The organism is Nocardia sichangensis (genome assembly GCF_047200615.1).
GTDB lineage: Bacteria > Actinomycetota > Actinomycetes > Mycobacteriales > Mycobacteriaceae > Nocardia > Nocardia sichangensis.
The window spans coordinates 13654-29230 of the sequence record NZ_JBJZOK010000035.1 but is presented as its reverse complement, the minus strand read 5'-3'; the positions used below and the strand labels follow the sequence as shown (position 1 = coordinate 29230).

Below are 15577 nucleotides of genomic sequence, written 5' to 3'. Positions count from 1 at the left end.
GCTTTCGCGGACGCGCAAGCATCCTCCGCCTCCGCTGGTTCGCTGTGACAGTGGTGCTACCGGCGCGGGCCGCGGGTGCCTCGTGACTTCGGGCAACGGCAGGCGGTGGACCGGTAAGGCGGCCCGGACCTCGGGCGCACGAGAAGCCGGGACGCCATCCCGGCGTGGCCGCGGCGTAGGGACGGGTCCCGGTTCGTGGCTGGCACGGCCGCTCGCGTCCTTCCATCTCGTCGTCACCATCGCCACGCTGCTGACGGCCCTCGGACTGGTCATGGTCCTGTCCGCGTCCGGCGTCGTCGAGTACGCCGAGGGCGGGTCGGCGTACTCCCTGTTCATCCAGCAGACGTTGTTCGCGGCGATCGGCGCGGTGCTGTTCTATCTGGCCCTGCGCGTTCCGCTGCGCCTGTTGCGCCAGGCGTCGTTCCCGCTGTTCGCGATCTCGGTGCTGGCGCTGGTGCTCGTGCTCATTCCGGGCATCGGCACCAGCGTGCAGGGCGCGCGCCGCTGGCTGATCCTCGGTCCCGTCTCGGTGCAGCCGTCCGAGGTCGTGAAGGTGACCTTGATCGTCTGGGGCGCGCACTTGCTGGTTTCCCGGCGAGCGATGGGTTCGAGTCTGCGGGACATCCTGGTGCCGCTCGTCCCGGCGGGTGTGCTGGTCTGTCTGTTGATCGTGGTCCAGCCGAATCTCAGCACCACGGTCGCGGTGGGCATCATCCTCGGCGCCTTGCTGTGGTTCGGCGGACTTCCGATCCGGCTGTTCGTGACGATCGCGGTTTCCGGCGTCGTCGCCGCGGGCGTGCTCGCCATGTCCGCCGGTTACCGGTCGAATCGGGTCCGGTCCTTCTTCAACCCGGGCTCCGATCCGCAGGGCGACAACTATCAAGCTCGACAGGCCCTGTATTCCCTTGCCGACGGAGGGATCTGGGGCAGGGGCCTGGGACAGAGCCGGGCCAAGTGGAGCTACTTGCCGAACGCCCACAACGACTTCATCTTCGCGATCATCGGGGAGGAGCTGGGCTTTCTCGGCTGCGCGCTGGTGCTGGGCCTGTTCGCCTTGTTCGTCTACACGGGACTGCGCATCGCCAGCCGGTCGGCGGATCCGTTCCTGCGGCTGCTGACCGCCTCCGCGACCACGTGGATCGCCGGACAGGCCATGATCAACATCGGGTATGTCGTCGGTCTGCTTCCGGTCACCGGGCTGCAGCTGCCACTGGTGTCCGCCGGCGGCTCATCGCTCGCGATCACCTTGCTGATGTTCGGGCTGATCGCCAACGCGGCCAGGCACGAGCCGGAAGCCGTCGCGGCGCTGCACGCCGGACAGGACGGTCGTTTCAGTAGGCTGTTGCGGTTGCCCAAACCCGAGGTGTACGCGCCGGCTCGGGCGAGCGCCCGACGTGGCCGGGCGCCGCGGCCGTCCGATCGCGGATCCTCGGCGCTGCCGCAGGGCAGGCGGGGGCGTGCGGAACCGGCGCGCCGCCGCTCGCCGGAGAGTCGCGGCACCAGCTCGGCGCGTGCCACCAGGGCTTGGGAACCCAGTTATCCGGTCAATCACGCAAGAGAACGGGGAAGATCCAGGTGATCTCGGTAATCGTCGCGGGCGGCGGCACGGCGGGCCACATCGAACCGGCACTGGCGGTGGCCGACGCGTTGCGGCGGCTCGACGATTCCATCCGGGTGACGGCGCTGGGCACCGAACGCGGTCTGGAGACCCGCCTGGTTCCCGAGCGCGGCTATCCGCTCGAGCTCATCCCTCCGGTTCCGCTGCCCCGCAAGCCCACCGCCGATCTGCTGCGGTTACCCGGTCGGGTGCGCGCCTCGGTGGCGGCCACCAGGGCGGTCATCGATGCGGTCGAGGCCGACGTGATCATCGGTTTCGGCGGGTACGTTGCGCTTCCGGCGTATCTCGCCGCCGGCGCGGGTGTGCTGCGCCGCAGACGCCCGGTGCCGGTGGTGGTGCACGAGGCCAACGCCAAGGCCGGTATCGCGAACAAGGTCGGCGCCCGCCGCGCCGCTCGGGTGCTCGCGGCGGTCCCGGACTCCGGCCTGGCGGACGCGCGGGTGGTGGGCATTCCGGTGCGCGAATCGATCACCGGACTGGACCGCGCCGCACTGCGGGCCGAGGCGCGGGAGCACTTCGGCCTTCCGTCCGAAGGCCCGGCGCTGCTGGTCTTCGGCGGTTCCCAAGGCGCGCGGACGCTCAACGACGCGGTCTCGGGCGCCGCGCCCCAGCTGGCCGCCGCGGGCATCTCGGTGCTGCACGCGCACGGGCCCAAGAACACCATCGACGTGGACGGATCCGCCGCGGACGGCGCTCGCTACGTCGCCGTGCCGTACCTGTCCCGGATGGACCTCGCCTACGCCGCCGCCGACGCGGTGGTCTGCCGATCGGGCGCGATGACCGTCGCGGAGGTCTCGGCGGTCGGGCTGCCCGCGTTCTACGTGCCGCTGCCGCACGGTAACGGGGAACAGGAACTCAACGCTCGGCCCGTGGTGCGCCAGGGCGGTGGCAGAATTGTCCCCGACTCCGAGTTGACGCCGAAGTACGTGATCGATGAGGTGATTCCGCTGCTCATGGACTCCGCACGGCTGACCGAGATGGGCCGGGCCGCCGCAGGCGCCGGGCACCGCGACGCCGCCGACGAGGTGGCGCGGATCGCGCTGGAGGTGGCGCGCCGATGAGCGACACGACCGCAGATCGGGTGGTCCAGGACGCGGGCGTCGAACGGACCGCGCTGCCCCCGGAGCTGGAGCGTGTGCACATGGTCGGCATCGGCGGGGCCGGGATGTCCGGCATCGCGCGGATCCTGCTCGCACGCGGCGGCGCGGTGTCGGGGTCGGACGCCAAGGAGAGCCGGGGCGTGCTGGCGCTGCGCGCTCGCGGCGCTCAGGTGCGGATCGGGCACGACGCCACCGCCTTGGACCTGCTACCCGGCGGCCCGACCGCGGTGGTCACCACTTACGCCGCCATTCCGAAGACCAACCCGGAGCTGGTCGAGGCCAACCGGCGCGATATCCCGGTGCTGCTGCGCCCCACGGTGCTGGCCTCGCTGATGCGGGGGCATCGCACCTTGCTCGTGTCCGGTACGCACGGCAAGACGTCCACGACCTCCATGCTCATCGTGTCGTTGCAGCACTGCGGGTTCGATCCGTCGTTCGCGGTGGGCGGCGAGCTGAACGAGGCGGGCACCAACGCCCACCACGGCACCGGTGACATCTTCGTGGCCGAAGCCGACGAGAGCGACGGCTCGCTGCTGCAATACGACCCGGACGTCGCCGTGGTCACCAACATCGAGTCCGATCACCTGGATTTCTTCGGCTCCGACGAGGCCTACGTGCAGGTCTTCGACGACTTCGCCGACCGCCTCGCCGCGGGCGGCCTGCTGGTGGTGTGCCTGGACGATCCGGGCTCGCTGGCACTGGCCGAGCGAGTCGGTGCGCGCTTGGCCGAGCGAAACGTCCAAGTCCTCGGCTACGGCTCCGGCGAACTCGCCGACGCGCCGGTCCCGGTGGGCGCCCGGCTGCACAGTTGGGAGCCGCGGGACGTCGGCGGCATCGCGCAATTCCAGCTCACCGACGAGGCCGCGCCGCGCACGCTGCGCCTGTCGGTGCCGGGCAGGCACATGGCGCTCAACGCGCTCGGCGCCCTGCTCGCCGCCCGGGCCACCGGCGCCGATGTCGGCGAGATCATCCAGGGCCTGGAAGGGTTCGGCGGTGTGCACCGCCGGTTCCAGTTCGCCGGCCGGGAGAACGGGGTGCGGGTGTTCGACGACTATGCCCACCACCCCACCGAGGTGCGCGCCGTGCTCGGCGCCGCCGCCGAACTGGTCCAGCAGGAGGCCCGCGACGGAGCCCGGTCCAGGCAGGGCCGGGTCATCGTGGTCTTCCAGCCACATCTCTACAGCCGGACCGCGACCTTCGCCCAGGACTTCGGCGCCGCGCTCAGTCTGGCCGACGAGGTCGTCGTGCTCGATGTCTACGGCGCGCGGGAGAAGCCGCTGCCGGGCGTGAACGGAGCGCTGGTGGCGCAATCGGTGACCAAGCCGGTGCACTACCAGCCGGACATGTCCCGGGTCGGGCGCCAGGTCGCGGGGCTGGCGTTGCCGGGCGACGTGGTGATCACCATGGGCGCGGGCGACGTGACGATGCTGGGCGGTCAGATTCTCGACGGATTACGGGCGCGTCCCCAGCACGGACGGTGACCCGGCGTGCGCGGGGTCGGGTCGGCGCGCGCGGCCGGGCGCCGCGCGGGTGATCGGTTCGGCGAGCTCGACTGGCGCCGAATTCGCCTGTGGGGATTGCTGAGCGTGTGCGTCCTTGCAGTGCTCTGTGTTCTCGCCTGGTTCACCCCGGTGCTCTCGGTGCGCACCGTGCGAATCGAGGGGGCGGTGGCGGTGCCCGAACAACAAGTGCGGAATGTGCTCGAAATTCCTTCCGGCCGCTCGATCTTGCGGATCGACACCAATGCCGTGGCACGCCGGGTGGCGAGCATTCCGAAGGTACGCACGGCACGGGTGCAGCGGGTGTTTCCGTCCTCGGTTCGGGTGACGGTCGTCGAGCGCGCCGCGGTGTTGTTCTACGACAGCAGGGAAGGCGCGCATCTGCTGGACGCGGACGGCGTGGAATTCGCGGTCGAGCCGGCTCCGATCGGCGTGCCGAAGTTGATCACCGATCATCCCGGCGGCGCCGATCCGGTGACCAGGGCTGCGGTCTCGGTGATCGCCATCGTGCCGCCTGCGCTGGCGGTTCAGGTGAGCGAGGTTGTGGCACGGTCCATTTCGGATATTTCGCTGAATCTGAAGGGCGGCCGCACGGTACTCTGGGGCGGGAGCGACGACGCCGAACGAAAGGCGGCGGTTGTGTTGCCGTTGTTGACGCGCCCCGGAACGGTGTTCGATGTGTCGAGTCCCAATCTGGTCACGGTAAAGTGATCCACACCCATTGCGCCCAGGTAATTTTCGGCGGTCCGGGAGTTGTTCCGGCGCCGAGAAGGGAGCCGGGGGGCAACCGTTCACCATACGACGTGTGGAGCGGCGAGACGAGCGGGATCACGCAAGATTCTGGCTCTCGTTTCGGCGCGCCTGCGCGCGTATCGCGTCGGCTGCGAATAGCGTTCCGCACCAGTCGGATACTTGACATAACGCTAACCCTATGGTTGAGCTTTAGGGTTTGCCCGAGCCGCGGTTCGCTCCTCGTAGCGACCCGACCCCCGGACCGGGCCGAAAAGGCGGTGTGCCGAGCATCCGGAAACGACAGGCTTTAGATCGAAGGAAGGCGAGAGCCCATGACGCCCCCGCACAACTACCTTGCGGTGATCAAGGTCGTCGGTATCGGCGGCGGCGGTGTGAATGCCGTCAACCGGATGATCGAGCAGGGACTCAAAGGTGTCGAGTTCATCGCGGTCAACACCGACGCCCAAGCGCTGCTGATGAGCGATGCCGACGTCAAGCTCGACGTCGGCCGCGAGCTGACCCGAGGTCTCGGAGCAGGCGCGGACCCCGAGGTCGGCCGTAAAGCCGCCGAGGACCACAAGGACGAGATCGAAGAGGTGCTCAAGGGCGCCGACATGGTCTTCGTGACGGCGGGTGAGGGCGGCGGCACCGGCACCGGTGGCGCCCCGGTCGTCGCGCAGATCGCGCGCAAGCTCGGCGCGCTCACCATCGGCGTGGTCACCCGCCCGTTCTCCTTCGAGGGCAAGCGGCGCGGGAACCAGGCCGAGGTCGGCATCAATCTGCTGCGCGAGTCGTGCGACACGCTGATCGTCATCCCGAACGACCGGCTGCTGCAGCTCGGCGACGCGGCGGTGAGCCTGATGGACGCGTTCCGCTCCGCCGACGAGGTGCTGCTCAACGGTGTGCAGGGCATCACCGACCTGATCACCACCCCGGGTCTGATCAACGTCGACTTCGCCGATGTCAAGAGCGTGATGTCCGGCGCGGGCAGCGCGCTGATGGGTATCGGCTCGTCGCGCGGCGAGGGCCGCTCGGTGAAAGCGGCCGAGGCGGCGATCAATTCGCCGCTGCTGGAAGCCTCCATGGACGGCGCGCACGGCGTGCTGCTGTCGATTGCGGGCGGGTCCGATCTCGGGCTGTTCGAGATCAACGAGGCGGCTTCGCTGGTGCAGGAGGCCGCGCACATCGAGGCCAACATCATCTTCGGCACCGTGATCGACGACTCGCTCGGCGACGAGGTGCGGGTCACCGTGATCGCGGCGGGCTTCGACGGCGGCGGCCCGGCCCGGCGCACCTTCGAGACGTCGGGTCGCAGCACCATCGGCACGGCGCGGTCCGGTGAGATCGGGCAGAGCCGAACCAGCGAGTTGACCGCGCGAAGCAGCGACAGCACGCCGAGCACGTCCGTCACGGGTACGGCTGGCCGCGGCACGTTGCCGAGCTACCGGGACACCGAACGGCCGCGCACCCTGGGCGAGCCGTCGGTGACGAGCGGCACGCGACCGCACATCACGCCGCCGGATGCCGACGACGATGACGACGACGTGGACGTGCCGTCGTTCATGCGGAGGGGCTAGGCGTACCTCCGCCTTCGCTCCGGCCATGCGCGTGCTGCGTACCTCCGCCTTCGCTCCGGCCATGCGCGGGCTGCGTACCTCCGCCTTCGCTCCGGCCATGCGCGTGCTGAAGACGGACTGCGTCCGGCAGCACCCATCAGGCGCTGGAATCCGGTTCCGGCGCAGGCCGGGACCGAGCTGGAAAGAGCGATCCCGGCCCGCGCCGGGACGCGTCGGAGGGATACGCCGAAGCGGTCCCGAAGCACGACTGTGCACAGGAATTCGGGGGACGCCGGTGCGGGGGCCGGCCGGGCGGGACCGGGCGCCGAGGCGCCCGATACGACGCGACTGATTCCGTCCCGGGGGAATATTCGCTCTCTACCTGGGCATTTCGACGCCCTTCACCGAGCGCCACTACGCTCGTCGCCATGACTATCGCGCCGACCATCACTGTCCGACGGGTCACCACGACCAGGTCCGGAGGCTTCTCGGCGCCACCCTACGACTCGTTCAATCTGGGCGACCACGTCGGCGACGATCCGACGGCCGTGCGGCGCAACCGCGACCGGCTGGCCGAGGGCATCGGCCTGCCGCCGGAGCGCCTGGTCTGGATGGAACAGATCCACGGCCGCAACGTGGAGATCGTCGACGGGCCGCGCGCCGAACCGGTACCGGCCACCGACGCGCTCGTGACCACCGTGCCGGGTCTCGCGCTGGTCGTGCTCACCGCCGACTGCGTGCCCATCCTGCTGTCCGACGACGAGGCGGGCGTGATCGCCGCGGTGCACGCGGGGCGGATCGGCGCTCGCATCGGCATCGTGCCGCGTGTGCTCGACGCGATGGTCTCGGTCGGCGCGCGCCTGGATCGGGTCGGCGCGCTGCTCGGGCCCGCCGCCTCCGGCCGTCAGTACGAGGTTCCCGCCGCCATGCGCGCCGACGTCGAAGCGCATCTGCCCGGCAGTGCGACCACCACGGTCCGCGGCACGCCGGGCCTGGATCTGCGCGCGGGCATCTCCCGGCAGCTCACCGAGGCAGGCGTCGGCGCGATCGCGGTGGACCCGCGGTGCACCATCGAGGACCGCACCTTGTTCAGCCATCGCCGTGGCGCGCCGACCGGCCGGATCGGCGGGGTGATCTGGATGGAGGCCGCCGCGTGACCGCGCGAATCGCCCGTCTGGTCGACGCGCTGTGCGCCGGGGAGGCGCGCGCATGAGCGCCGAAGCCGGGGCCGCGGTGGACGGCGCACTCGCCGCCAGGACCGCCGAGCTGTCGGACAACCTTGCCGGTCTGCTCGCTCGCATCGACGCGGCGTGTCGCGCCGCGGGTCGGTCGCCGGATTCGGTGCGGCTGCTGCCGGTGACGAAATTCTTCCCGGCTTCGGACGTGGCGATCCTGCATCGGCTCGGCCGGCGCGAGTTCGGCGAGTCGCGGGAGCAGGAGGCGGCCGCCAAGGTGGCGGCGTTACGTGAGGAAGACCTCTCCGGCATCCGCTGGCACATGATCGGGCGGTTGCAGCGGAACAAAGCGCGCAGTGTCGCCCGCTGGGCGCACACCGTTCACTCGGTCGACAGCGAACGTCTGGCAACCGCTCTGGACGCCGGCGCGGTGGCTGCGCTGGAGGCGGGCGAACGCACCGAACCGCTGCGGGTGTTGCTCCAGGTGAGCCTGGACGACGACCCCGCGCGAGGGGGTGTCACGGCCGCTGATCTTCCCGTGCTCGCGCAACGGATTGCGGACGCTCCGGGATTACGTTTGTCGGGCCTGATGGCCATTCCACCCTTGGGTTCGGAGTCCGATGCCGCATTTGCGCGACTTGCGATGTTGCACACGTTGTTGGTCGCCGATCATCCGGACGCGACAGAGCTTTCCGCGGGAATGTCGGATGATCTGGAATGCGCGATCGAACATGGTTCGACGGTTGTGCGTGTCGGTACCGCCTTGATGGGTATGCGACCGATAACCTCGGGCTAGCAAAGAAACCTCATCAGTCACATTCGACACATATGCTGGGATCTGACGAGGGCTGAGCAAGACTTCAACACCCGGCCGCCACCGGGGCCGAAGGAAGGTCGACCAATGAGCACGCTGCACAAGTTCAAGGCGTACTTCGGCATGGTTCCGCTCGAGGATTACGAAGACGACTACGTCGACGATCGCGCTCCCCGAGGGGTGGACGAGCGCGGCGCTCGTCGGCCCCGGCCCCGTGACTACTCCGACCGCGACGGCTACGTCGATCGCTACGCCGACGATCGATACGGCGCAAGCCGTTTCGACGACGTCGACTATCCCGAGCCCGCGTACAAGTCGCCCTACAAGGCGGGTTACTCGGTGTCGCGGCGCGACGACTACGCCGACGAGCCCTACGGCGACGACCGCTACGACGCGCCCCGGCGTCCGACCCGGATCGACTCCGCGCCGTCGGGCCGGTTCCGCGCGGGCGGGAGCCCGCCTCCGCTGCGCGGTACGACCCGTGGCGCGCTCGCCGTCGATCCCGACGCCGAGGAGCGCAGGCTGGAGGAGCGCGTGCGTCCCGAGCCCGCCCCGGTGCGGCGGCCCGGGATCTTCGAGGACGGAGGCCCCTTGTCCAAGATCACGACGCTGCGCCCGCGCGATTACAGCGAGGCTCGGATCATCGGCGAACGCTTTCGCGAGGGCAATCCGGTGATCATGGACCTGGTGGATCTGAGCAACGCCGACGCCAAGCGGTTGGTCGACTTCGCCGCGGGCCTGGCCTTCGCGCTGCGCGGATCGTTCGACAAGGTGGCGACAAAAGTGTTCCTGCTCTCACCGGCCGATGTCGACGTATCAGCGGAAGAACGCAGACGCATCGCGGAAACCGGCTTCTACAACCAGAAATAAGCTCGTGATCTGGGGGGTGGAGCAGACCGGTCGCAGGTTGTGCGGCGCGGTCATTTTGCGCGAAGCGATTTTTACGGCAGAGTGAACTCGTGGCCTTGTTCGCGGTGCTGTACTTCGTACTGTTCATCTTCTGGCTGTTGCTGATCAGCCGGGTGATCGTCGAGTTCATCCGTAGCTTTGCCCGAGACTGGCGTCCTACCGGTGTCGTGGTCGTCGTCCTGGAGGTGATCTTCACGATCACCGATCCTCCGGTGAAACTGCTCAGGCGCTTGATACCTCCGGTGTCACTGGGCGGAATTCGCCTGGATCTGTCGATAATGGTCCTGCTTTTCATCGTCTTCATCCTGATGTCGATCGTGGGCAGGCTCGGGCAGCCGGTAGCTCCGGTGTGACAGAATGGGCCGTGAAGACAGCTTGCTAGATCTGCTAGATCTCCAAAAGACGCGTGAAGGGATCCTTCCATGCCGCTGACCCCAGCCGATGTGCACAACGTCGCGTTCAGCAAACCGCCGATCGGGAAGCGCGGCTACAACGAGGATGAAGTCGACGCGTTCCTGGATCTGGTGGAGCAGGAGCTCTCGCGTCTGATCGAGGAGAACGCCGATCTGCGCCAGCGGGTCGCCGAACTCGACGCGGAATTGGCCGACGCGAAGAAGAACCGCGGCCCGGCCGGAGTGAACAGTCCGAAACCGCCGATTCCGCAGGCCCCGCCGCCGCAGCCGGAACCGATCAAGCCCCCGGTTCCCGTCGCCCCGCCCGCTCCGATGCCCGCCGCGCCGGTGGCCAAGGACGCGCCGGGCGCGGACGCGAACCTGCAGGCCGCCAAGGTGCTCAGCCTCGCTCAGGAGATGGCGGATCGGCTGACCAGCGACGCCAAGAGCGAGGCGGAGAGCTTGCTGTCGAATGCCAGGGCGAATTCCGAGCGACTGGTCGGAGACGCCAGGACGCGGTCGGAGGCCATGATCGCCGACGCCCGTCAGAAGTCGGACGCGATGCTGACCGACGCGCAGAGTCGTTCGGACAGCCAGCTGCGCCAGGCCAAGGAGAAGGCCGACGCGCTGCAGGCGGACGCCGAGCGCAAGCACACCGAGATCATGGCGACCATCACCCAGCAGCGCAGTGTGCTGGAGAGCCGGATCGAGCAGCTCAAGACGTTCGAGCGGGAGTACCGGGTGCGGTTGAAGTCCTACCTGGAGTCGCAGCTGGAGGAGCTGGAGAACCGTGGCTCGGCCGTTCCGGTCGACGGCGGCGAAGCCTTCGCGGATGCCAACACGGCGAACAACCTCGCGCCGGCGTCATTCGCCAAGGGCGGCAAGTAGCGCGCCGCGCCCCAGCACAGCAGTTCGCATACCGTTTAGAGGAACTGTCGAGCCGCCCGGCATGCCTTGGGGGTCACCATGCTCGTCTTGACACTCGTCCTTGCCGCGATCGGCTTCGCCCTGCTCGTGGCCGCGCTCACCACCGGATCGGTGATCTGGGCGTGGGGCTGCATCGTGGTGTGCGTCATCGGCGCGATGCTCTTGTTGGTGAGTGCTTTGTCCATGCGGAGTCCGGATAGTGATTCCCCGCCGCCTCCTGGTCGTCATGCCAAACGCTGACCTGCCTCACAAAGTGAGTTGACCGCTCCGGCTAGAATCAAACATGAATACGGCGTCGATCCGGCCATCACCGGGGAGCCTTCGGAAGAACGGCGGCACGGCCTGCGGGCCGGGCGCTCAGTAGAACCGAACGGGTGAGCCCGTCACAGCTCGCGAATGAGAGGTCCGGTGTCGCCACGCCGGACAAGCGGGGTGGTACCGCGGTTTCGGCGCACCGGGCGCCGTCATCGTCCCCGTGCCAACGACTCGGCACGAGGAGACGTATCCGCAATGGCGGACCAGACTTCCAGCAACAGCGCGTACCCGCGCGTCGACCTGAGCGTCGGCAGCGGGGCGTCGTTCCCCGAGATGGAGCGCCGCGTGCTCGACGCGTGGGCGGCCGCCGACACCTTCCGCGCGAGCATCGAAAACCGTTCCGGCGCAGCCGAATTCGTCTTCTATGACGGGCCGCCCTTTGCCAACGGTCTGCCGCATTACGGACATTTGCTCACCGGATACGTCAAAGACCTCGTCCCGCGTTTCCAGACGATGCGCGGCAAGCGGGTCGACCGGCGATTCGGCTGGGACTGTCACGGATTGCCCGCGGAAATCGAAGCCGAAAAGCAGCTCGGTATCACGGACAAATCACAGATCGACGCGATGGGGCTCGCGGAATTCAACGCGGCCTGCAAAACATCGGTGCTGCGCTACACCGGGGAATGGCGCGACTACGTGACGCGCCAGGCTCGCTGGGTCGACTTCGACAACGACTACAAGACGCTGGACACCGACTTCATGGAGTCGGTGATGTGGGCGTTCAAATCGCTGTACGACAAAGGGCTGATCTATCAGGGCTTCCGGGTGCTGCCCTACAGCTGGTACGAGCAGACGCCGTTGTCGAATCAGGAAACCCGCCTCGACGACGCCTACAAGATGCGCCAGGACCCGGCGGTCACCGTCGACATGGCGTTGCGCGTGCCCGCGGAGCATCCGCTGCACGAACTCGACGGCGCCAACGCGCTGATCTGGACCACGACGCCGTGGACGCTGCCGTCCAACTTGGCGATAGCGGTGCATCCCGACGTTCGCTACGTGCACCTGCGCGCGGCCGACGGTAAACGCTATGTGCTCGCGGCCGAACGGGTTTCGCACTACGCGCGGGAGTTCGGCGCGGAGCCGGAGGTGCTCGCCGAGTTCGATGGCGCCGCGCTGGCGGATTTGTCCTACGCGCCGCCGTTCGACTTCTTCCTCGGCCATCCCCACGCCCACCGCGTGCTCACCGCCGACTACGTGACCACCGACTCCGGCACCGGCATAGTGCATCTCGCACCCGCCTTCGGTGAGGAGGACATGGACGTCGCCTCCGCGCACGGCATCGAGCTGGTGCAGCCGCTGGACCCGGGCGGCAGGTTCACCTCGATGGTTCCGCCGTACGAGGGCCTGATGGTGTTCGACGCGAATCCGGTGATCATCAAGGACCTCAAGGCCGCGGGAAAGCTGTTGCGGCACGAGACGATCGAGCACTCCTACCCGCACAGCTGGCGCTCCGGGCAGCCGCTGATCTACATGGCCGTGCCGTCCTGGTTCGTGGCGGTCACCAAGTTCCGCGATCGCATGGTGGAGCTGAACAAACAGATCACCTGGGTGCCCGAGCACATCCGCGACGGCCAGTTCGGCAAGTGGCTGGAAGGCGCGCGCGACTGGAACATCAGCCGCAATCGATACTGGGGCAGCCCGATCCCCGTGTGGGTGTCCGACGATCCGGCCTACCCGCGCGTCGACGTGTACGGCTCGCTGGACGAGCTGGAGCGCGACTTCGGGGTGCGCCCGGCCGATCTGCACCGCCCGATGATCGACGAGCTCACCCGGCCGAATCCCGATGACCCGACGGGCCGCTCGACCATGCGCCGGGTGCCGGAGGTGCTGGACTGCTGGTTCGAGTCCGGCTCGATGCCGTATGCCCAGGTGCACTATCCGTTCGAGAACAAAGAGTGGTTCGACAGCCACTTCCCGGGCGATTTCATCGTCGAGTACAACGGCCAGACCCGCGGCTGGTTCTACACGCTGCACGTGCTGGCGACGGCTCTGTTCGACAGCCCGGCGTTCGAGACCGTCGCGGCGCACGGCATCGTGCTCGGCGACGACGGTCTGAAGATGAGCAAGTCCAAGGGCAATTACCCGGATGTCAACGAGGTGTTCGACCGGGACGGCTCGGACGCGATGCGCTGGTTCCTGATGAGTTCGCCGATCCTGCGCGGCGGCAATCTCATCGTCACCGAGCGCGGCATCCGCGAGGGCGTGAGTCACGCGCTGCGACCGCTGTGGAACGCGTGGACGTTCCTGCAGCTGTACGCGTCGAAGCCCGGTGTGTGGCGCACGGATTCGCCGCACGTGCTGGATCGATACATCCTGGCGAAGCTGGCGCGCACCAGGGACGTGATCACCGAGGCGCTGGAGACCTACGACATCGCGGGCGCCTGCGATGAGCTGCGCTCGTTCGCCGACGCGCTGACCAACTGGTACGTGCGGCGCTCCCGCTCGCGGTTCTGGAGCGAGGACCGCGACGCGGTGGACACCCTGCACACGGTGCTCGAGGTGGTCACCCGGCTGGCCGCGCCGCTGCTGCCGCTGATCACCGAGGTGATCTGGCGCGGGTTGACCGGCGGTGACTCGGTGCACCTGGCCGACTGGCCGAAGGAGGGCGAGCTGCCGGACGATCCGGAGCTGGTCGCCGCCATGGACGAGGTGCGCCTGGTGTGCTCGACGGTGCTGAGCCTGCGCAAGGCGCAGAACCTGCGGGTGCGGCTGCCGCTGGCCGAGGTCACCATCGCCGCGGCCGACGCCGAGCGGCTGGCGCCGTTCGCCGACATCGTCGCCGACGAGGTCAACGTCAAGAAGGTCGATCTGACCACCGACGTGGACGCGCACGGCCGGTTCGAGCTGGTGGTCAACGCCCGCGCCGCGGGGCCGCGTCTGGGCAAGGACGTGCAGGCGGTGATCAAGGCGGTGAAGGCCGGTGACTGGGCCGAGGACGCCGACGGCACGGTCCGGGCGGCCGGCATCGCCCTGCTGCCGGAGGAGTACACCCAGCGTCTCGTGGCGGCCGAGCCCGAGTCGACCGCGGCGCTGCCCGGGAACGCGGGTCTCGTGGTGCTGAATTCGGTGGTCACCGAGGAGCTGGAGGCCGAGGGCTGGGCGCGGGACCTGATCCGCGACCTTCAGGAGACCAGGAAGTCCGCCGGGCTGGACGTCTCCGACCGCATCACCGTGGTCCTGGACGTTCCGGCGGACCGGGCCGCGTGGGCCGAGACGCACCGTGACCTGATCGCGGGGGAGATCCTCGCCACCACGCTGACCTTCGGCGACGCCGGAGCGGAGGCCGCCGATCTGGTCGGCGGAGTGCGGGCGCAGATCGCCAAGGCCTGAGCGCCGGGTTTCGAGCCGGGGCGGGACCGAAAGGTCCCGCCCCGGTTGCTGTTCGAGCGGTCTTGGTGCCGTTTGTTCCGAGCCGATCGGTGGCAGCGATCCGAGCCTGCCGGAATCGGTCCGCTCGATGTTCTCGGCGGGGCCGGACAGGTCTGGGCGCGGTCTGTTCGGTCGCCGATGCCCCGGGTCGCTCACCTGGCGGCCGCGTACCGCACGCGACCGACCGGCAACACGATGGCAGGGTTTTCCGATCTCAAACCTGGCATTCACGGCGCAGTCTAGTGATCTAGATCACATGCTGAGAATTTGCTGATTCCCGACAATTCGCCGATATCCCAGGCACAATCTGCGGTGTCGCTGCTGTTACCCAGGTGATCTCCGGGGCGGCAGTTTCTCTTTTCAGTGTGTCCTACTTGGAATTTGGCCGTGCTGGGAATGTGACCGGCGCGGGTGGCCGCGGCTCCGTATCGGAGGCCGCTGCTGATGCCATGTATTAGCCAGGCTGCCGATCGGCGGCCAGTCAACCGCGCCCATGGAAGGGGCGAGCACGTGCCGAGAAAATCGTTGCACCGCATCGCACTCGGATTCCTGCTCTCGATCATCACGATCCTCCTGTTCGCCGGACCCGCCTGGGCCGACACCGGCAGCGCCTCCGGCAGCGGACCGGGCAGCGCGTCGTTCGGCTCGGCGGGTAGCGGCAGTTCCTCGTCCGGCAGCGCCAGCGGCTCGGCCGACCTGCCGATACCCAGTGTGTTCGGCGTCGGCGCGCTGGCCGCGGCGACGACGCAGATCGGCAAGCCGTACGAATGGGGTGGGACAGGCCCCGACAGCTGGGACTGCTCGGGCCTCGTGCAGTGGGCGTACCGTCAGGTCGGCGTGAGTCTTCCGCGGACCACTTGGCAGCAGGCGAAGGTGGGCGCGCCCGTCCCGCGGGGCTCGCTGTCGCTCGGCGACGTGATCGTGCTGAACAGCGATGGCTCGCACGTCGGTATCTATGCCGGAAACGGCCGGGTGCTCAACGCGTACGGTCAGGGCGTGCCGGTCGGCTTCACTCCGCTGGACGAATTCGACATCTACGCCATCCGTCGCTTCTGAGCGCGGCTACTCCGGCGCTGAAACGGCCCCGACCCGCGAATTCGGGTCGGGGCCGTGGCGAATCGGCCGCGGACGTCACATGCACCCCAGCCCGCCGGTAGGAACCGAATGGGCG

General features: G+C 68.5%; 13 protein-coding genes. All 13 read left to right on the top strand.

Annotated elements, in window-relative coordinates; translation table 11 throughout:
- Nucleotides 1–82: 82 nt before the first annotated feature.
- Complete coding sequence (gene ftsW, locus ACL03I_RS33790; protein ID WP_397281739.1) at nt 83–1579, top strand: putative lipid II flippase FtsW; 1497 nt, start codon at nt 83–85, stop codon at nt 1577–1579.
- Entirely contained in the window at nt 1576–2679 is a 1104-nt protein-coding gene (gene murG / locus ACL03I_RS33785; protein ID WP_412807980.1) for an undecaprenyldiphospho-muramoylpentapeptide beta-N-acetylglucosaminyltransferase, read from the top strand. Before ftsW ends, murG begins: the two co-directional genes overlap by 4 nt.
- On the top strand, nt 2676–4199 hold the full coding sequence (gene murC, locus ACL03I_RS33780) for a UDP-N-acetylmuramate--L-alanine ligase (protein WP_355079647.1): 1524 nt from the start codon (nt 2676–2678) through the stop codon (nt 4197–4199). Before murG ends, murC begins: the two co-directional genes overlap by 4 nt.
- 6 nt (nt 4200–4205) lie before the next feature.
- Complete coding sequence (locus ACL03I_RS33775; protein ID WP_412807979.1) at nt 4206–4928, top strand: cell division protein FtsQ/DivIB; 723 nt, start codon at nt 4206–4208, stop codon at nt 4926–4928.
- Between the two features lie 353 nt (nt 4929–5281).
- Nucleotides 5282–6526, top strand: coding sequence for a cell division protein FtsZ (ftsZ, locus tag ACL03I_RS33770; protein ID WP_355079649.1), 1245 nt, complete (start codon nt 5282–5284; stop codon nt 6524–6526).
- Nucleotides 6527–6933: 407 nt separating this feature from the next.
- On the top strand, nt 6934–7662 hold the full coding sequence (gene pgeF, locus ACL03I_RS33765; RefSeq protein WP_356965199.1) for a peptidoglycan editing factor PgeF: 729 nt from the start codon (nt 6934–6936) through the stop codon (nt 7660–7662).
- Between the two features lie 52 nt (nt 7663–7714).
- Complete coding sequence (locus ACL03I_RS33760) at nt 7715–8476, top strand: YggS family pyridoxal phosphate-dependent enzyme (protein ID WP_412807978.1); 762 nt, start codon at nt 7715–7717, stop codon at nt 8474–8476.
- 105 nt (nt 8477–8581) lie between these two features.
- On the top strand, nt 8582–9364 hold the full coding sequence (locus ACL03I_RS33755) for a cell division protein SepF (RefSeq protein WP_355079655.1): 783 nt from the start codon (nt 8582–8584) through the stop codon (nt 9362–9364).
- A gap of 89 nt (nt 9365–9453) precedes the next feature.
- Nucleotides 9454–9756, top strand: a complete 303-nt coding sequence (locus ACL03I_RS33750) for a YggT family protein (protein WP_039797136.1) — start codon at nt 9454–9456, stop codon at nt 9754–9756.
- Nucleotides 9757–9825: 69 nt separating this feature from the next.
- Entirely contained in the window at nt 9826–10683 is an 858-nt protein-coding gene (gene wag31, locus ACL03I_RS33745) for a DivIVA-like cell division protein Wag31 (protein ID WP_355079657.1), read from the top strand.
- 78 nt (nt 10684–10761) lie between these two features.
- Complete coding sequence (locus ACL03I_RS33740; RefSeq protein WP_355079659.1) at nt 10762–10962, top strand: hypothetical protein; 201 nt, start codon at nt 10762–10764, stop codon at nt 10960–10962.
- Nucleotides 10963–11232: 270 nt separating this feature from the next.
- Complete coding sequence (gene ileS / locus ACL03I_RS33735; protein WP_412807977.1) at nt 11233–14367, top strand: isoleucine--tRNA ligase; 3135 nt, start codon at nt 11233–11235, stop codon at nt 14365–14367.
- A 549-nt stretch (nt 14368–14916) separates the two neighbouring features.
- The gene (locus ACL03I_RS33730; protein WP_355079663.1) at nt 14917–15462 is read left to right on the top strand and encodes an NlpC/P60 family protein; all 546 of its coding nucleotides are present in this window, start codon (nt 14917–14919) and stop codon (nt 15460–15462) included.
- Nucleotides 15463–15577 lie beyond the last annotated feature (115 nt).